Source organism: Staphylococcus sp. MSU001 (assembly GCF_052976705.1).
In genome coordinates this window covers 14,026-32,027 of record NZ_JBRIKK010000003.1, presented here as the reverse complement: position 1 = coordinate 32,027, position 18,002 = coordinate 14,026, and the positions used below count along the sequence as shown (strand labels likewise).

Genomic DNA, 18,002 nt, shown 5'->3' with positions numbered 1-18,002 from the left:
TTGAAAATTTGAGATGATATATATAACTTTAAACATTGTGAAGACTCACCTCAAAAACTAAGATTAGTTATTTAAAATGTTTCTCATGCTACTTTTTTCATTTAATGATACCTGAATTGTTATTAATAATATCGTTTTATCAATTTTAATTGTGATTAATGCGATAAAATAGATAAATATAATTAAAAATAATGTATTGAATTAGTTTAAATGCTGTAATAGAATCAATAAAATGTTTTAAAAACTAAAAAGTTAACAAAAATTTAACTAAATTAGTTAAAAAAATTAATGACTTATATGTTATTTTGAATTTAGCAGTTATTTTTTCATTCTTTATAAGGGAAAAATCTTATAGAGGTGATTTCTTTGAAAAATAATAATAGAATAAAAAGATTTAGCATTAGAAAGTACGCAGTGGGAGTAGTATCAATTATTACAGGTGTAACAATTTTCATCGGAGGGCAACAAGCTCAAGCAGCTGAAATTTCAGTGCAACATGCGGATGCACACCCAGAAGACTCGCAAACAACACAACAATTAAAAAATGATAAGGTAGAAGAAACGCTAAAAGCTTCAAAACAAGGTACTGCTGATAGTCAAAAAGTACAAACAATTGATCAATCTAAAACAAATCAAAACAACCAACATTCTGTAGCTGAAAGTGCACAACTGAAAAGTGATGAGACAGCAAATCAGCCAAAAGTAGAAGAAGAAAGCTCAGTAAAACAAGACGTCCAACCGTCTAAAAATGTAAATCAACAAGACGTAGCTACTCAATCAAATGAGAGAGAAAATAATGACATAAAAGGTGAAGACCAAACTTCAAAGGCGAGCAATCAACATACTCAGAGTTCTAACAGTCATAATCAATCAATAGGAACAAAAGATAGCGACTCAGAAGAAATCGATCAGCCATTAGTGAAATTACAAAAGCCGTCTAATGATTCTACATATCAAACACAATCAAAAGCTAAACAAGATAGTTCTAAACAGCTCCCTCAAGAAAAAACAACAAAACATCAAATTCAAACAACTGAAAATGAACAGACAAATAACGTTGATTCTAAAAAAACTAATGACACTCAAGATGCTAGACAACATACTCAAGAGCCTAAAAATGATACATCAACATCACAAAAAAATCATCATCAAGTAGCTACAAAAGAACAATCTAATAGAAGTACAACAAGGGAGACACAAAAGCAATCAGCAAATTCTAATCAAAATCATCAGTCTACACATCAAGCACAGTTCAAAAACCAATATCCAGTCGTATTTGTCCATGGTTTCCTAGGCTTTGCAGGTGATAATCAATTTAGTTTAGCTCCAAAATATTGGGGTGGTACAAAATACAATATTGACAGAAATTTAACTAATGAGGGTTACAATGTACATGAAGCAAATATCGGTGCTTTTAGTAGTAACTATGATCGCGCAGTAGAATTATATTACTATGTCAAAGGAGGACGTGTTGATTACGGCGCAGCGCATGCAGCTAAATATGGTCATCATCGCTATGGTCGAACATACAAGGGTATCATGCGTGATTGGGAACCTGGCAAAAAAATTCATTTTATAGGACATAGTATGGGTGGTCAAACCATTCGTCAAATGGAAGAGTTCTTAAGAAATGGTAACCAAGAAGAAATAGAATATCAACGTCAACATGGAGGTACTATATCCGATTTATTTACAGGTGGTAAAGATAATATGGTTGCTTCAATTACTACACTTGGCACACCACATAATGGTACACCGGCGGCAGATAAAATTGGCACACGTAAACTTGTAAAAGAAACGATTAATCGTATTGGTAGATTAAGTGGTGGTAAAGATGTAGATATAGATTTAGGTTTTTCTCAATGGGGATTAAAACAACAACCAAATGAAAGCTACATTGATTATGCGGAACGTGTATCCAAAAGTAAGATTTGGAATACTGAAGATCAAGCTGTTAATGATCTGACAACGCAAGGTGCTGAAAAAATTAATCAACAAACAAGTCTAAATCCTAATATTGTCTACACTACTTATACGGGGTCTGCGACGCACACAGGACCTCTTGGTAATGAATTACCTAATTCTAGTGAAATTCTTTTGTTGAACTTAACCAGTCGTATTATTGGTAAGGATGCAAACAAAGAAATTAGACCGAATGATGGTGTAGTTCCAGTTATATCATCACAACATCCTTCTAATCAAGCCTTTAAAAAAGTTGATGATCATACACCAGCTACTGATAAAGGAGTTTGGCAAGTGAGACCTGTTCAACATGATTGGGACCATTTAGATTTAGTAGGTATGGATGCATTTGATTTAACACATACAGGTAGAGAATTAGGTCAATTCTATCTAGGTATTATGGATAATATCATGAGAATCGAAGAAGCTGACGGTATTACAAATAAATAATTTTATTTATAGTATAAGAAAACCCTCATAATATAGAGAGGTCACACTGACCTCTCTATTGAGGGCTTTTGTATTATGGTTATTTATTTTTCTCTTCACGTCTCTTTAGGATATATGCACCACCGAGTAAACCCACAGGTATACCAATAAGCGGTGTGACAATGTTACTTAAAATAAATATGATTACAGTTAAACTAAGTACGTTAAACCAATTGATTGTTAAATTTTTTAAATCCTCATATGATTGTTTGATTAATTCTTTGAATTTCATAGTAAAAACCGTCCTTTATTAAAATAATTTTGTGAATTGAGTTACTAAATAGAATGCTTAATCATACGACTCGAGTGTATAAATGAAATCATAGCAAAAATGAAATAAACAACTGTATATATAATCATTACTATAAATATAGGTGACATTGAGACATTTCCTAGAAGTTTCATAAATGCAAGTGCTGCAAATAATGCATGTAATAAAGCAATGAGAAGCGGTAATCCAAAATTAAATGCAATTTTTAATAGTAAACCTTTAGACATATCAGTGTAGGTAAATCCTATACGACGTAATATCTTAAAGTTATCAAGTTCATCCTCAGTTTCATCCATTTGTTTAATGTAAATAATACAACCAGCAGCCATTAAAAACGCTATTCCTAAGAATGATGTTACAAAGATAAGTATGCCATTGCTTTGGTTTATAAATTTCTTATATTCATCGTGCGACACAATATTACGATTAACTTTTGAGGCAATTTTTTCTGCTTTTTTCACATCTTTGTGAGTATTGAAATTAAAACCGTACATCTTATTAACAATATTGTCAGTTTTTAATGTGTTATAGACCTCCGGGCTCACCTCAACTATAGGAGCTCCAAATGATAATTGTGATGGATATATTTTAGAGTCATCTTTGTCTTTAACGATAATAGATTGTTTAGATTTTCCTTTAACTGTTATCTTATGATTTAAATGAATATCTATTAATCCCGTTGATGATTGTATATTCGTTATTTTAGCTTCATGACCCTTGAGATGTGAGTTCATCATTAGTGATGTTGTATTAGTAGACATATCAGAACCATTCTTACTCTTCATGACGTGGTCGCTTAATGTTTTTGGATTGATTACTTCATAAGTCCGTTGATGATATTTTAAATTTCCTTGATCTAGTTTATGTTTAAATTGCGTAGCTATTTTATTCTGGCTTATATTAAAATCATCTGGAGAAGTCATTTCTAAAGTTGTATTAGTATTAGATTGTGTAATTGCCGCGAAGCAAAGAATACTAACAGTGAAAGCTGAAATGATAGCAATAACTGTAAGAGACATCGCATTTTTCTTCATTCTGTGCATGATAGATGATGTAAAGACAACGTCTGTGATATTTACACGACCATGTTTAATATGTTTTAGCGTTTTAAAAATAAGTGATACAGAACTTCTAAAGAATAAGAAAGCACCTATAATAGTTAAGAAAAGTATGCTAAAAGGTGTAATCAAAGCAGTTGTTAAGGCTTTAAAAACACCAAACATTTCAGTAGACATATAATATCCAAATACTATCATTATAATTCCTAAAACACCGCTGATTGCTTCAAACGTAGTTATTCGTTTTTGGGTAGCTTCCGGGGTATAATTGTCTTTCATCAAAGCTAAAATGCTGTGTTTTTTTAAGAAAATGTAATTTTGTATCATTATCAATAAAAAAGCGACAGCTAACATTACGATAGTAATAAGTATAGCTTGGGGTTCAAAGCCAATAGAGATATGTGTGTTTAACTTCATTAATTTAGAAGCGATAACAAGTAAAAGTTTTGAACCAAAAATACCAATTAAAGTGCCTAAAATTCCTGTTACAATAAAAAATACTAGTTGTTCTATATTGAGCATTCTTAGAATATTTCTACGTGTTAAACCTATCAGTTGGTATAAGGCAAACTCTTTTGTACGCCTTTTAATAAATAAATGATTTGCATACATTAAGAAAACAACAATAATGATAAAAAGAATTGTAGCACCAATTGTGGCACCATTTTTAATAATAGTTGAAGAATCTGAGTTATTAATACTATGTGAATATTTTAAAGTTGAGAAACTAAAATAAAGTATAATGCTAATCAATAATGAAAATAGAAACATTCCATAATGCTTAATATTTTTTCTTAAATTTTTAAGGATAAGTTGGTTAAATGTCATGAGTGACACCACCTAGTGCGGTTTGAAGTTTCATAATTTCTTGGTAAAATGTTTGTTTTGAATCGTTACCCTGGTAGATTTCTGAGTGTATATCACCGTCTTTCAACATAATGACTCTCTCAGCGTAACTAGCCGCTGAAGGATCATGTGTCACCATCATAATGGTTGAATTAAATTGTTTATTCATATCTTCTAGACGGTGTAACAAATCTTGGGCACTTTTAGAATCTAAGGCGCCAGTAGGTTCATCTGCGAAAATGATCGTTGGTTTATGGACGAATGCTCGGGCAGCCGCCGTACGTTGTTGCTGACCGCCAGAAATTTCACTTGGATATTTATTTCCCAGGTTATAAATACCTAATGCCTCAGCCACTTCTTTATAATTTTGTTCCATTTCATATTTATGGAATTTTTGTACTGAGAGTGGTAGCATAATATTTTCTTTTACTGTTAATGTGGGTAAAACGCTATAATCTTGAAAAATAAAACCGAGATGTTGTTTTCGAAAATTTGCCACTTCTTTGTGGCTCAGTTTATTAATTTCTTTGCCTTCAACTTCCACAGTTCCACCTGAAATAGTATCTATTGAACTTAACACATTGAGTAAAGTCGTTTTACCTGATCCAGATGGACCCATGACAGCTACGAATTCCCCTTTTTCAACTGAAAAACTTATATTATTTAAAGCTCGATATTTTTGTTTGTGACCATATACTTTTGATAATTGATTTGCTGTTAAAATAGCCATCCTCTCACTCCTTTAGTTATCTATATTTAAATTGTAGGATGGTTGTGACCTCCTTGCCTTTATCTAAACTTACATTTATAGACATGAAACTTACATGTTTGAAAGATACTTGTTTTATAATTTATCAAAATACATATAAGTGTATGCTTTTGGTTTAATTTGCCGGATTATCCATGACGCTTAATTTAAACTGAATTTTTAAAAATAAGGTTTTAGTTAATCATTAATAATAATTTAAAAATTGTTTGTTATAATTTATTATGAATTTATAAATGGAGAAAAGGAGTATTAATATGAAAAAAGTATTTATGATCATAAGTATACTTACCATAACTGTTACTTTAAGTGCATGTGGAGGTTCTGGAAAACAAAAAGAGCCATCTAAGGAAAGTCAAAAATCTGATAAATATGATTATGTTTATTATGAAATATTAAATGATGGAGATTCTGAAACGCCAAATGTTGAGATTAAATATAAAGATAAAAAAGGTAAATCACATATAGAAAAAGCTGATTTAGATCACGTGTATGAACATATACTAGATGATGGTAATAAAAAACCATATATTGTAAAAGATGGGAAGAAAATTCATGTATACCGACCACCATATATGATTTATGGTGATGATGATGTTGAAGGCAAAGCCATTTCGAAAGATGAAGTTACGAAGTAAAAGAAAGGTGACAAAATGAAACAGCTATTATACAAAACAAGTTGCGTAATGATGGTATTTCTCACGTCTTCTTTAAGTATTGTCAGTACATATTCTCATGCAACAACATCGGGCGGAACGAGTAGTTCCAGTTCGGCAAGTTCTAGTTCAAGTAGCAGTGCAGCTTCTGCATCTAGAGGTTCAACTTCTTCAAGTACAAGTATGAGTCGTTCTAGTGCAGTAAATGCGTCTCGTAATGCACAACAATCTAGTCAGCGTGCTGCCCAACAAGCGACAAAATCAAGTCGTGTAACAGCAACCAAAAATAAAGGACAACAGAGTGTATCAAGCCAAAAAGCACAATCTCGTTCTTTAATGCCATCTCAAAGGCCATATGATTCAAGTGCACCGTATTCGTCTCAATATATAGCTACAACTTATTATAATAATTGGTTATTCTATTATATCTTTGCATATTCGTTTTTAAATCAACATGAAAAGAAAAACAGTGTAGATGCTCAATTTAATATGTTGAAACAACAAATGAAGCCTCATGAGAAACTTTATACTGTTACTGTAAAGACCAAACAAGGAAAGCGTGTCGTTGTTGTACCTAAAAAACAATATGACAAAATTGAAAAAGGAAAACACATTAAAGTTAAAAATGGTGTTGTTCAGTAATCTTTTATGAGCCCATGTAAGCTCAGTGATAAATGACATAAAAACATATCAAGGGAGCTATAATAATGAAGAAAGAAATAATAGAATGGATTGTAGCCATAATCGTTGCAATTGTAATCGTCACACTTGTGCAAAAGTTTTTATTTGCTTCTTATACAGTCAAAGGAGCGTCTATGCATCCAACATTTGAAAATCGAGAAAAAGTGATAGTAAGTCGTATAGCAAAAACGCTTGATCATATTGATACAGGAGATGTAGTGATTTTTCATGCTAACGCGAAGCAGGATTATATTAAGCGACTTATTGGTAAACCAGGTGATTCAGTAGAATATAAAAAAGATCAACTATATTTAAACGGTAAAAAAGTAGATGAGCCTTATTTAAGTGAAAATAAAAAACATAAAGTTGGAGAATATCTAACGGAAAACTTTAATTCTAAAGATCTTAAGGGTACGAATGGCAATATGAAAATTCCTAACGGTAAATACTTGGTTTTAGGTGATAATCGTCAAAACAGTATTGACAGTCGTATGGATGAAGTAGGTCTTTTAGATAAAAATCAAGTTGTTGGAAAAGTAGTTTTGAGATACTGGCCATTTAATCGGTGGGGTGGTAGTTTTAATCCTGGAACATTTCCTAACTAATTAAATAAAAACCTCTTAGTGCATATTTTCAATGACATGCGTACTAAGGGGTTTTTTAATATTTACTCTACTTCAATATGTTTACCGACAGCTTCCCATTTTATAGATACTGTTATGATAATTCCGAGTAAAGGGACAATGGACAAGATTAACATAGTATTCGTTAGACCTACCGCAGCAAGTATGATTGGAAAGACAAAAGTGCCTATGATACTACCAGTACGACTTACAGATTCTACAAAGCCAGTAGCTTGTGAACGTAAATGAGTGGGGAATGATAAGGCGCCAATTGTTTTCCCTTGAGTACCAGGACCTCCTGAATGGCCAAATAGAAATAATCCAATAAGGAAAGTGTTAAGAAGCATTGGTAGATGATGATAAAAGAGTCCTACACATACCATTGAAATTAAAACAAGTGTGAAGCCTATCATTGTAAGCTTCCGTGTACCTAATTTATAAGTCAATTGAGCACCTAAATATGCGCCTAGAATACCTGCTATATTGACTATGGCAGTGCCTAATAATACACCTATTTTTTCTTTACTAATAAGATAGGTTGCAATAATAGGTATGTATAAACCAACACCATAGTACTGCATACCTTGTAACGTTGAAATTGCGGTTGCCAGGATAATTCTTTTTATATATCTCGGTTTAAATAAGTCTGTCCAAGAATTTTGAGGCGAAGTCACATCAGAACTTAAATCATCGTCAAGCGTTCCCTCTAGGTGGATGTCTTTATGATAATATTTTCTTACAAATTCAGTTGCTTTTTCTAAAGAATAATGATTAATCACCCATGTCGGACTTTCGTGTAAATATTTAATTCGCAAGATGTATAAGACAAAAGCAATAAATGCACCAAATCCAACTGCATATCTCCACAAATGTGCACCAGCCCCTAGCATAAAGAACGCAATGACCACTAAAGCAGAAGTAACTATTGCAACATACCAAACGACTTGCCAATAATTAACATTTCTTCCTTTATGCTTTAAATTACTTATTTCCGCAATAAAAGTGAAAGCAACTGGACTATCCATTCCAATAGCAAACCCCATTACACAACGACATATTATTAGAATAATTACATTTGGTGCGAATGCTGCACCAAGAGACGTTACAGTGAGTGTTAGTAAGGCAATTGATAAAATGCGCTTGCGTCCAAACTGATATGCTAATGTACCACCAAGTAATGCACCAAATAATGCACCAATAGGTAAAGAGGTCATTACTATAGATAGCGTTGCTGGTGATAAATGAAACTGTTGAGTGAGTTGATCAGTCATTGTACCTAAAATAGTAATATCATATGCATCTAAAAATATAGTTCCTAATATTAAGAATAAAACCACCTTAGATGTCGATGTTTGAGCTTCATCGTCTATGAGTCTAAATAAGTCAGTTTTTGATTTAACGAAATTCATATTTTCATCCCTTATTTTCATCTTCTTTTCAATCGTAATCCAAGGTCGTTAATTCAATATAAAATTAAGATTAAAAAATTATTAATGTTTTTAAAGATGAGAAGTGATTTGTGGATAACTAGAAAGGTGAAAAATAAAAAAGTTGTTATAGCAATGTTTAAGTAAGGGTGAAATTATCCACAATAGCTTGATCGTATGTGTATAATTTACAGAATTGTGTGATAATCATAGCTGTTTATTTGCTATCAACACTTTTAAATGTTGGAGGGATAAATTGTATGATAAATTACGTTTAATTTATTACGAAAGTAAAAGATTTAATTTTTTAGAAATTTATTAATAAATAAAGATATTTTCTGTGTATGCGTATTGTTAAAGGTTGTATATTTTTTAATAAGTTCAAATAATCTAATTAGAAAAGTCTTTTGATTAAATATAAATTTGTTGTATTATTTAATAAATGAAAAGCAATTCGATTTTTGCAATAGTTTAGAAAGCATTTGGTTTTTGAGAAAGGTTCATTTTTAAAATGAATAAATATATAGAATATCCTCGCAATTGAAACAAATTTTATCACTCGAATTCCTCAAATTTCTTAGTATCTTCTTCATTGAGATTGACTAGATATCATTTTAAACGTATTAGATAATTTCAAAAATTTCTTAACGTAAAGATTTTCTACAGGAAAGTTCTGAAAGAAAAATCATCTAGCCCAATCGCTTTGTCTTTGGGTTTGAAAAATTAGATAGATTTTTCAAGTTTTTGTATAAAATTGACTATCACTATTTTGAGGTTTCTAGCACTTACAGGTAATAGTCTTTTCCATGATACATATTTCCAAACAATCCTATAATTTAAGCTTTATTTATGAATACATTTGGTAAATATTAAAAATTTATAGTTAAGACTGTATCGAAGTTTGATAAAGATTAATTTAAATCTGTGGTGGTTCAATTTATTTTTCAAGTTGTTTGTAAAAACCTTGTTTTAACTCTCTTATCAACGAAAATTCTATAGAAAATGTAAAGTTTCTAAGACATCTATAAAAATAAATACAATTTTTGGATTTTACTAATCAATATTGAGAAGTATATTTTAAAAAAGTTTTCTCTGTGTTTTTAACGTTTGTGTTGTTGATGATTATCTATCTTAAGTTAAGCTTTTTCACTCTAATATTGGTTGTAGGTATAAGACAATAGAAACAAGAGAACTACATACACACTTATGACTTAGAGAATATCGAATTCTAGTAATCAAGTTTTATGACATAATCCTATATTCGTGTATACTAAAATAACAGAAAATTCTAAAAAAAGGGGTGGTTTTGTATGTTTAGTTATCAAATAAATAAAAATATTAAATTAAAAATATTAGAAGAACGAGAAGCAGAACAGTTATTTAAATTAGTAGATAGCAATCGTGACTATCTAGCTGAATTTCTACCTTTTGTTGAACATACGAAGAAGGTTGAAGATAGTAAACACTTTATCCATTCGGCGTTGCAACAATTTATCGATGGTAATGGATTTCATTGTGGAATATGGAGTAATAAAGAATTGATTGGAGTCATAGGATTGCATTACTTAGATTTAGTTAATAAAACAACTTCAATTGGTTATTATTTAGCTGAAGACTTTCAAAAGAAAGGTATTATGACTAAATGTACTAAAGCTTTAATTCGTTATGTATATGAAGAATATGATATTAATCGTATTGAAATACGAATGTCTACCAAAAATAAGAAAAGTCGAGCTATACCTATAAGACTGGGGTTTACACAAGAAGGTATATTGAGAAGTAATGAACGTTTACAAGGAGAATTCTCAGATAGTTATGTTTTTAGCTTGTTGAGAGAAGAATGTACGTATACTAGATAAAACTCCTCGAAAGATATGTTTATCTTTGTTTTAGCGAAAGCATTCAAATAAAATTTGATAATCCTCTAACAACTTTAAAAGCGTCTAGAGATGATAATCCAGACGCTTAAATATATTATGCTTATTTTTCACGAAGTACACGTGTCATTTCTTCAATTTTACCAATGTGTAAAGGCACATGGATAGCATTTAACATTAATAATTCATCAAGTGTGTTACAACCTGCGATAGGTTGGTCTAATTTCTGAGCTAACTGCTCGTGTGTTAATTTTTTAGCACGTTCTGGTAATGTTTGAATGTGTTGTTTGATTTCGTTGATAGCAGGTACATCTTGTCCTTTCCAGTCTCTAGGATTTGAACCATATCCAAACAATTTATTATATTTTTCAACATCTACGACATGTTGATTGCCTAATGATAATGCTTGTTCAAAGATTGTTAATACATGACCATATTGCCAATGTAAAGTGTTTGGGAAATGTTGAGTTTCTTTATCTAATACTTCTTCAACATTCCAATTGTCATAATCGGCTAAAAGATTGTTTACGCCCAATTCAATGACATTATAAACTGTGATATTACTCATCATATTACTCCTTTTATATATCGATGGTATTACTAAAAATACCCATTAAAAAGGTAGCATATGCATTAAAGATAAAAGTTATCACAAGTTTTAGTTAAAATTTAATGTATATGGATCTTCTCTTTTTTAATCTGTTCCTTTAATACATATATATAAACATATCAGTGTATTAGCTGTAAAAACTGAGAAGTAAGATGAATCTAGAGTTGATTGGAGACATTGATATACGAAAGGATTGATAATTCAACTAATAACTCGAAATTTAGTTCGAATGCAGTAGGCCCTTTTTGACCGAAATAAAGAGCAATGATTTAGAGTAAATAACGAATGTGTATAAAGTAGTTCGAGATTAGTATAGGAAAAGCGTGCCTCTTTCTTTTTAAGCTCCTACGAGATACATTTATTTATCATCTAATCCGATAAGTTGGGTTCTATTGAGCCAGTGACACTTAAAATATGATGGTCATATACTTATTGATTATGAATCATTATGCTTTTTCTTATTTTTATCTTTAATCATTTCAGAAGGAACAGCAAAGATAAATACTAGAATAAACAAAATGAGCGCTAAGTGAGGTACATTTTCTAGGAAATACCATCTTAAGTGCCAGTCAAACATATCATTTGCATAATTTACAAAATACTTGGTAAACAATAAAGCAACACATATGCCTGTTAAAGTATCTAAAACTTTAGTTAATATTGTCATTAAAGTACTCCTTTATCCCATTTTTAATTAACTATTTATAAATATATTAATAAATAATTATCTTTAAATGCAAATAAATTATTAAAAACTTAAATGATATAAATAACCCCCTGAATTTTCAATTACCGAAAATTTAGGGAGATTAAATATTATAGTTCTTGTTTGTTAAAAATTTTAATCGATAAAATATAAGAGATAATCATTGAAATCAATCCAAGTATTCCATAAATGGAATATACAACATAGCTTTGTGTGTTGCTCAGCATTGTAATCATAGAGCCGCTTCCTGTTTGATTACTCAATATCATTGATGCGATATAGAATAAGAAATAGATAATAATGACAGCAAATGTTGTAGTCATCACAATGACATTTGAATTTTCAGAACCGAATTTGAATGTTAGAGGAAACATAATGGAGAAAGTCCCTGCGCCACCAATGGCAACACATAGTGAAATGAATACCATACTTAAACTTTGTGTGATTAGACCGACACTAGGTACACCTGCAAGTATCCCAACTAATGCACACAAGAGAAAAATAGTATAATAACTTTTAACATAATCAGCTCTTCTAACAGGAAGTGTGGATATGTAATTCATCCATCTTGAGTCCTTTTCACGTTTGAAGTTATCCGTAATAGGAGATATTAAAAAAATGATAGCAAGAAAGCTGTTCATCGTTGGATTTAAAAATGAGAAAACGACTGCAGCAATAATTCCGACTACTAAGTAGATGAAAAATGATTTTTTAGCTGTATAAAATATACTAAGAGTAAGACCTTTCATTATACTTCACCTCGCATAATAATTTTAGTTGCATCATCGATTGTCTTTAGTGGTTGTGCATCAGGTACTTTTTGATAGTTATTCACTAAACTGATTTGTCGATCATTACGTCTGCGCGTTGCGATTAGATACTCATTTGAAATATTGAAATGCTCAACTGGTTGATCGATGATACCGTATTGGCTCAATAAAACTTCTTTACTTTCTTTTAAAATAATTCGACCATCACGCATAAAAACGAGCTGAGTAGCTAGCTGTTCAATATCTTCAGAAATATGTGATGAAATTAATATGGCACGATCGTCTCCTAAATAATCCTCTAGAATTTCTAACACATGTTCACGTCCTGATACGTCCATACCTGCTGTAGCTTCATCTAAGATTAATAATTTAGCATCATGGCTTAAAGCAATTGTTAAAGCTGCTTTCATACGCATTCCTCTTGAGAATGTCTTAATTTGATTATTTGTTGGTAGTTCAAATGCTTTGATTAAAGAAAAGAATGTATCACTGTTCCAAGCATCATATATTTCAGTAAAAACTTTATTGATAGATTGTAGAGTTAATTTATCTGGAACACGTAAATCATCAAAAACTACGCCTAAATGTTCTTTATATTTGAAGTCGTTCTCTGTCACCTCTTTATCGAAGAATTTCAGTGAACCATTATCTTTATGTCTATTTCCTACAAGAGTATTAATGAGGGTAGACTTACCTGAACCATTTTTTCCAATTAAACCCACTACCTCGCCAGGTTTAACAGAGAATGTGATGTCAGTAAGCTGAAATTCTGAATTCTTATATGATTTATTGAGTTGCTGAACTTCTAATAAGTTTTCCATAATTTACTCCTTTTCTTTAAAATAGTTTTAGGATTTCTGTTCTGATTTATAAAAATTACTGACTTTCAGTAAATATCCCAATGAATTATAGATAAATAAAATGATGAACAAAATCATGCCTAGTGATTGATTCATGCCTGTAGTTATTGAGAATATCCCCAACATCATAATTCCTATAAAAAGTAATACAATATTTTGCTGGTGCACTTTATACAAGGAAACGAGTGTGATGTATCGCTCTCCTTCGTCCATAATATTAAATGCTTTTTCAGTGTAATGTTTCTCTCCTAATTTAGGGTATCGAGCATCAAATTTTCTATAAAATATCCCAATCATTATGGATGAAATGATTGTAATAATGAAAGGAATCATTATTAGAGCAATGTGATTGTCAGATGCATTTCCTATGACGGGTATTAAAATTGCAATAAAAGCGACAATTAATTGCATTGTGTAAATAAATCTTACTTTCAATGATTTGGTGTATGATTTATTTTCATATGTATCTGCTAAATCATCTGAAATATTTGCGTCAATTTTAGCTTTATAGTGAAGTGACGCATTTTGGACTATAAATAAATACACAGTGAGTATAACATTTATTAATGATGCTACGATGGTTGTATAAAGCACAACTTTAAAGTTAGCGAACTGTGCATAATTAAATAACTTCTCCCAGTTAATAGCTCCTATGATGTATCCGATGATGCCTCCAACTAATCCTCCTAATAAACATAGAAGTGCATACCTTTTTATTTTCAAAAGTCTTCCTCCTCCATAATAAAGATATCTTCAACAGGTTCACCAAAAATTCTTGCAATTTTTATTGCGGTTAATATAGATGGTGTAAAATCGTTGCGTTCTATTAAAGACACCGTTTGTCGTGATATTCCAGCTTTTTTAGCAAGCTCTGTTTGATTATATCCATCACGGGCTCGTAATTCTTTAAGTCTATTGCGCAAATTGTATCACTTCCTTACATATAAACTATATAATATATTTGTCATTATGACAAGTATATTAGTCAAAATGACATATATATTATACTCTTTAGGGGTTGTATAAAATTGATTTTTAGTACCACAAGTTTTAATAAAATTTATTAGTTTTAAAAAAGAAATACTTTTAACATATAAATAAGACCTCAACTATTAATTTTTTACTTAAATTTAAACAAATGTATTTTGTAAATGCCTTCATTTTGGTAATATATACCTATTGTTGCAAAATATAGGAGGTTTAGGTATTGAGCTTTTATCGTTTTATGAAGAATTTTGAAGGTGAGAAAAGTCATTTTGGAGATTTGTTTGAAGGTATGAAAGATATTAATTTTCCTGAAAACATTACGACCCCAAGGGAAATTATGGAAAAGTTCCAACATTGGTTACAAGAACCTAGTTTACACGATACGATACAAGATGCGATTAAGCAGTATCAAAATAAATAATTTTCATCTATATTAAAAGGTTGTTGAATAAATCAGGGTTTTAGTCAAAATCTTTTAATGTAATTTTTATACATATACGTTGATAGGATTCATTTTCGGAAAAATAGTGCAGATAAATCAATGATTTCGTGTTTTGAATAAATAATAGATGATATGTCTCAACTGTTTTTTAACAATGGCGATCGTTTTATACTTATTCATAAAAGTCTATGGGACATCAAGACGCTTAAATACGGCTTCTTAATCTATTATCAAAGATGTTGGTGATTCTAAAAACACTTTACCAGTGAATTGATAGGAAAGATAAGTGTAGAATATGTTGTTTCTATTATGAAGCATGGGTGACAAATATAAAGGAAAGTAAGTATTGATTGCATAATAAAACTTAGAAATGTTAAATCATCGTAGATATAATAGTAGATGTTGAGGAAATCTTATAAAGATGCCTTGTGTTAAGTGGGACGGTTAGACTACCCCGTTTGTATAGACATGAGTATTTCTTTTATGGTTTCCTCTTTTTTACAGCAATGAATTAACTATATTTAGTGAAATGAAAGTGATTCTGAAATTAAAATTGATCATTGCTTAGAAAGAAAGTGATGCATTTGATGACGATAGATCATAATGGAATTTTTCTATGTAAATTTGGTAATATAATGTGGAATGTGTTTACTACAATTAAAGTATGTAATACTCATTTAAATACAATGAAGGTAAGAGATAAACTCTTAAATAATAGATTTGAATATCCAAATATAATGACAATAAGAAAAGAAGGTTTGCTTCTTCCCTCATTTTTAGAAAAGTATAAGTTATATTAAGGAGATGAATATGACATGTCACGCATAGTATTAGCTGAAGCATATCGAACACCTATAGGCGTGTTTGGTGGTGCATTTAAGGATATACCTGCCTATGAACTAGGTGCAACAGTTATTCGTCAAATTTTAGAACATAGTCAAATAGATCCTAATGAAATCAATGAAGTTATTCTAGGGAACGTGTTACAGGCAGGTCAAGGACAAAATCCTGCTCGTATTGCTGCGATTCATGGTGGTGTGCCAGAAGCGGTACCTTCTTTTACTGTAAATAAAGTTTGCGGTTCTGGATTAAAAGCGATTCAACTTGCCTATCAATCTATTGTAGCGGGAGATAATGAGATTGTTATCGCTGGAGGCATGGAAAGTATGTCTCAATCTCCAATGCTGCTTAAAAATAGTCGTTTCGGTTTTAAAATGGGAAATCAAACTTTAGAAGATAGTATGATAGCTGATGGTTTAACTGATAAGTTTAATGACTACCATATGGGCATCACAGCCGAAAATCTAGTTGAACAGTATCAGATTAGTCGTAAAGAACAAGATCAATTTGCATTCGATTCCCAACAAAAAGCATCACGTGCACAACAAGCAGGTGTGTTTGATGCTGAAATTGTACCTGTAGAGGTACCACAACGTAAAGGTGATCCCCTAATGATTTCTCAAGATGAAGGCATTAGACCTCAAACGACAATTGATAAGTTAGCACAACTCCGCCCAGCATTTAAAAAAGATGGATCAGTAACTGCTGGTAATGCATCTGGTATCAATGACGGTGCTGCTGCTATGCTCGTTATGACGGAGGACAAAGCGAAAGCTTTGGGAATACAACCTATAGCTGTATTAGATAGTTTTGGTGCGAGTGGTGTGGCGCCTTCAATTATGGGCATTGGTCCAGTTGAAGCGATACGTAAAGCTTTAAAACGTTCTAATAAAGTGATAGATGATGTTGATATTTTTGAATTAAACGAAGCTTTTGCAGCACAATCAATTGCTGTAAATCGTGAGTTGCAATTACCGCAAGATAAAGTCAATGTTAATGGTGGTGCGATTGCACTAGGACATCCAATAGGGGCTTCGGGTGCACGCACTTTAGTTTCATTATTACATCAATTAAGTGATGCTAAGCCAACAGGTGTGGCATCTTTATGTATCGGAGGCGGTCAAGGTATCGCTACGCTTGTATCTAAATATGGCGTTTAATATTTAGTGGAGCACGGTTTTTATATAATAAAAATGTGTATTAAAAAAGCTATAAACGAAGTCGTTTTAAAAACTTCGTTTATAGCTTTTTACTTAGTTAGAAAGATTTCATTGCTATTAAAATCTTATGATGATGAACATTAATGGAATCATATCATAGCGTTTGTGCACAACTTGAACACCACGTGGTTGAGAACGCTAGATGAAAGACATTAATTAAGGTTTTATTGCGAATGCACGAACTGGAAAGCCTGGTGCATCTTTTGGTTTTGGACTGATTGCATAGATAATTGCACCTCTGGTAGGTAATTGATCTAAATTGGTAAGTAATTCGACTTGGAATGTGTCTTGCCCTAAGATATATCTTTCGCCAACAATGTCACCATTTTTAGCTGTATCAATTGAGGCATCAGTATCAAATGTTTCGTGACCTATGGATTTAACACCACGTTCTTCAATGAGAAATTTTAATGCATCAAGGCCCCAACCTGGAAGATGTTGATAGCCATCTACATCTTTATTTTCAAATTTTTCTATATCTGGCCAACGTTTTGACCAATCAGTACGTAATGCGACAAAAGTACCTGCTTCAATGCGACCGTGTTGTTGTTCCCAGTCTTCTAAATGTTTACGTGATACGATAAAATCTGAATTTTGTGCAGCTTCTTTAGAATAATCTAAAACAATTAATGGTAAAACAAGTTCTTTTAAATCTAATTCTTCTAAATATCTTTTATTTTCAACGAAATGGATTGGAGCATCAATGTGTGTTCCATATTGAGTTACGATACTCCAACGTTGTACATAAAACCCATGATCTTTAACATTGAATAGCGTTGAGACTTCACCTTTTTCAAATTCGCTAAAACGAGGGATATTTGGGTCGAAAGTATGTGTTAAATCGACCCACTGAGCCTCTTTTAAAGTATTTAATTGATTCCAAAGTGGATACTGTGACATTTGTCTCACCT

Annotated in this window: 19 protein-coding genes; 8 read left to right on the top strand and 11 right to left on the bottom strand. The window is 31.4% G+C overall.

What is annotated here, in order from left to right; all coding sequences use genetic code 11:
* Window positions 1–366 precede the first annotated feature (366 nt).
* Window positions 367–2,412 (top strand): YSIRK-targeted triacylglycerol lipase, encoded by a 2,046-nt coding sequence (lip, locus tag ACVBFA_RS02115; protein ID WP_070845769.1) that lies wholly within the window; start codon window positions 367–369, stop codon window positions 2,410–2,412.
* A 79-nt stretch (window positions 2,413–2,491) separates the two neighbouring features.
* Here lip and ACVBFA_RS02110 read toward each other — a convergent pair whose 3' ends face one another.
* The 3 genes from ACVBFA_RS02110 to ACVBFA_RS02100 are packed head-to-tail and all read right to left on the bottom strand — an operon-like array spanning window position 2,492 to window position 5,356.
* Complete coding sequence (locus ACVBFA_RS02110) at window positions 2,492–2,683, bottom strand: VraH family peptide resistance protein (protein WP_001831751.1); 192 nt, start codon at window positions 2,681–2,683, stop codon at window positions 2,492–2,494.
* 44 nt (window positions 2,684–2,727) lie between these two features.
* Window positions 2,728–4,608 carry an ABC transporter permease gene (locus ACVBFA_RS02105; protein ID WP_002499498.1) on the bottom strand — a complete coding sequence of 627 codons (1,881 nt, stop codon included), beginning with the start codon at window positions 4,606–4,608 and terminating at the stop codon, window positions 2,728–2,730.
* Entirely contained in the window at window positions 4,598–5,356 is a 759-nt protein-coding gene (locus ACVBFA_RS02100) for an ABC transporter ATP-binding protein (protein ID WP_002458531.1), read from the bottom strand. The genes ACVBFA_RS02105 and ACVBFA_RS02100 overlap by 11 nt, the downstream gene beginning before the upstream one ends.
* A gap of 293 nt (window positions 5,357–5,649) precedes the next feature.
* Between ACVBFA_RS02100 and ACVBFA_RS02095 the strand changes: the two genes are divergently transcribed.
* The 3 genes from ACVBFA_RS02095 (at window position 5,650) to lepB (ending at window position 7,334) form a co-directional block, all read left to right on the top strand.
* Window positions 5,650–6,030, top strand: a complete 381-nt coding sequence (locus ACVBFA_RS02095; RefSeq protein WP_002474869.1) for an LptM family lipoprotein — start codon at window positions 5,650–5,652, stop codon at window positions 6,028–6,030.
* A gap of 15 nt (window positions 6,031–6,045) precedes the next feature.
* Window positions 6,046–6,690, top strand: a complete 645-nt coding sequence (locus ACVBFA_RS02090; protein WP_046044521.1) for a hypothetical protein — start codon at window positions 6,046–6,048, stop codon at window positions 6,688–6,690.
* A 65-nt stretch (window positions 6,691–6,755) separates the two neighbouring features.
* Window positions 6,756–7,334, top strand: coding sequence for a signal peptidase I (lepB, locus tag ACVBFA_RS02085; RefSeq protein WP_002447662.1), 579 nt, complete (start codon window positions 6,756–6,758; stop codon window positions 7,332–7,334).
* Window positions 7,335–7,396: 62 nt separating this feature from the next.
* Here the strand turns inward: lepB and ACVBFA_RS02080 are convergent, their stop codons facing one another.
* On the bottom strand, window positions 7,397–8,761 hold the full coding sequence (locus ACVBFA_RS02080; RefSeq protein ID WP_049383323.1) for an MFS transporter: 1,365 nt from the start codon (window positions 8,759–8,761) through the stop codon (window positions 7,397–7,399).
* Between the two features lie 1,328 nt (window positions 8,762–10,089).
* Between ACVBFA_RS02080 and ACVBFA_RS02075 the strand changes: the two genes are divergently transcribed.
* A complete protein-coding gene (locus ACVBFA_RS02075) occupies window positions 10,090–10,638 on the top strand; it encodes a GNAT family N-acetyltransferase (protein WP_002458624.1) in 549 nt (182 codons plus the stop codon).
* Between the two features lie 121 nt (window positions 10,639–10,759).
* On the opposite strand, the gene ACVBFA_RS02070 is transcribed toward ACVBFA_RS02075, so the two are convergent.
* The 6 genes from ACVBFA_RS02070 to ACVBFA_RS02045 all read right to left on the bottom strand — a co-directional run bounded on the left by ACVBFA_RS02070 (window position 10,760) and on the right by ACVBFA_RS02045 (window position 14,525).
* Complete coding sequence (locus ACVBFA_RS02070) at window positions 10,760–11,224, bottom strand: bacillithiol transferase BstA (RefSeq protein WP_126122232.1); 465 nt, start codon at window positions 11,222–11,224, stop codon at window positions 10,760–10,762.
* Between the two features lie 478 nt (window positions 11,225–11,702).
* Window positions 11,703–11,933 carry an epilancin biosynthesis-related protein ElxI1 gene (gene elxI1, locus ACVBFA_RS02065; protein WP_070845771.1) on the bottom strand — a complete coding sequence of 77 codons (231 nt, stop codon included), beginning with the start codon at window positions 11,931–11,933 and terminating at the stop codon, window positions 11,703–11,705.
* A 149-nt stretch (window positions 11,934–12,082) separates the two neighbouring features.
* Complete coding sequence (locus ACVBFA_RS02060; protein WP_002447666.1) at window positions 12,083–12,721, bottom strand: ABC-2 transporter permease; 639 nt, start codon at window positions 12,719–12,721, stop codon at window positions 12,083–12,085.
* The gene (locus tag ACVBFA_RS02055; protein ID WP_002437236.1) at window positions 12,721–13,563 is read right to left on the bottom strand and encodes an ABC transporter ATP-binding protein; all 843 of its coding nucleotides are present in this window, start codon (window positions 13,561–13,563) and stop codon (window positions 12,721–12,723) included. Before ACVBFA_RS02055 ends, ACVBFA_RS02060 begins: the two co-directional genes overlap by 1 nt.
* A gap of 27 nt (window positions 13,564–13,590) precedes the next feature.
* Entirely contained in the window at window positions 13,591–14,325 is a 735-nt protein-coding gene (locus ACVBFA_RS02050) for a DUF3169 family protein (RefSeq protein ID WP_002491718.1), read from the bottom strand.
* Window positions 14,322–14,525, bottom strand: a complete 204-nt coding sequence (locus tag ACVBFA_RS02045; RefSeq protein WP_001831346.1) for a helix-turn-helix transcriptional regulator — start codon at window positions 14,523–14,525, stop codon at window positions 14,322–14,324. Before ACVBFA_RS02045 ends, ACVBFA_RS02050 begins: the two co-directional genes overlap by 4 nt.
* A gap of 284 nt (window positions 14,526–14,809) precedes the next feature.
* Between ACVBFA_RS02045 and ACVBFA_RS02040 the strand changes: the two genes are divergently transcribed.
* From ACVBFA_RS02040 to ACVBFA_RS02030, 3 genes are all read left to right on the top strand, one after another.
* Window positions 14,810–15,010, top strand: a complete 201-nt coding sequence (locus tag ACVBFA_RS02040; protein WP_001831332.1) for a sterile alpha motif-like domain-containing protein — start codon at window positions 14,810–14,812, stop codon at window positions 15,008–15,010.
* Between the two features lie 608 nt (window positions 15,011–15,618).
* Window positions 15,619–15,831, top strand: coding sequence for a hypothetical protein (locus tag ACVBFA_RS02035; protein ID WP_002447670.1), 213 nt, complete (start codon window positions 15,619–15,621; stop codon window positions 15,829–15,831).
* Window positions 15,832–15,846: 15 nt separating this feature from the next.
* Entirely contained in the window at window positions 15,847–17,031 is a 1,185-nt protein-coding gene (locus tag ACVBFA_RS02030) for an acetyl-CoA C-acetyltransferase (RefSeq protein ID WP_002491728.1), read from the top strand.
* A 216-nt stretch (window positions 17,032–17,247) separates the two neighbouring features.
* Here ACVBFA_RS02030 and ACVBFA_RS02025 read toward each other — a convergent pair whose 3' ends face one another.
* Complete coding sequence (locus tag ACVBFA_RS02025) at window positions 17,248–17,991, bottom strand: cyclase family protein (RefSeq protein WP_126122231.1); 744 nt, start codon at window positions 17,989–17,991, stop codon at window positions 17,248–17,250.
* Between the last annotated feature and the right edge of the window lie 11 nt (window positions 17,992–18,002).

Excerpts from the sequence above, each read along its gene's own strand:
- ACVBFA_RS02110 (WP_001831751.1), bottom strand. The coding sequence starts at position 2,683 with ATGAAATTCAAAGAATTAATCAAACAATCATATGAGGATTTAAAAAAT.
- ACVBFA_RS02025 (WP_126122231.1), bottom strand. The coding sequence starts at position 17,991 with ATGTCACAGTATCCACTTTGGAATCAATTAAATACTTTAAAAGAGGCT.
- ACVBFA_RS02105 (WP_002499498.1), bottom strand. The coding sequence starts at position 4,608 with ATGACATTTAACCAACTTATCCTTAAAAATTTAAGAAAAAATATTAAG.
- ACVBFA_RS02095 (WP_002474869.1), top strand. The coding sequence starts at position 5,650 with ATGAAAAAAGTATTTATGATCATAAGTATACTTACCATAACTGTTACT.
- ACVBFA_RS02080 (WP_049383323.1), bottom strand. The coding sequence starts at position 8,761 with ATGAATTTCGTTAAATCAAAAACTGACTTATTTAGACTCATAGACGAT.
- ACVBFA_RS02100 (WP_002458531.1), bottom strand. The coding sequence starts at position 5,356 with ATGGCTATTTTAACAGCAAATCAATTATCAAAAGTATATGGTCACAAA.
- ACVBFA_RS02030 (WP_002491728.1), top strand. The coding sequence starts at position 15,847 with ATGTCACGCATAGTATTAGCTGAAGCATATCGAACACCTATAGGCGTG.
- elxI1 (WP_070845771.1), bottom strand. The coding sequence starts at position 11,933 with ATGACAATATTAACTAAAGTTTTAGATACTTTAACAGGCATATGTGTT.
- ACVBFA_RS02075 (WP_002458624.1), top strand. The coding sequence starts at position 10,090 with ATGTTTAGTTATCAAATAAATAAAAATATTAAATTAAAAATATTAGAA.
- ACVBFA_RS02060 (WP_002447666.1), bottom strand. The coding sequence starts at position 12,721 with ATGAAAGGTCTTACTCTTAGTATATTTTATACAGCTAAAAAATCATTT.
- ACVBFA_RS02090 (WP_046044521.1), top strand. The coding sequence starts at position 6,046 with ATGAAACAGCTATTATACAAAACAAGTTGCGTAATGATGGTATTTCTC.
- ACVBFA_RS02055 (WP_002437236.1), bottom strand. The coding sequence starts at position 13,563 with ATGGAAAACTTATTAGAAGTTCAGCAACTCAATAAATCATATAAGAAT.
- ACVBFA_RS02035 (WP_002447670.1), top strand. The coding sequence starts at position 15,619 with ATGACGATAGATCATAATGGAATTTTTCTATGTAAATTTGGTAATATA.
- ACVBFA_RS02070 (WP_126122232.1), bottom strand. The coding sequence starts at position 11,224 with ATGAGTAATATCACAGTTTATAATGTCATTGAATTGGGCGTAAACAAT.
- lepB (WP_002447662.1), top strand. The coding sequence starts at position 6,756 with ATGAAGAAAGAAATAATAGAATGGATTGTAGCCATAATCGTTGCAATT.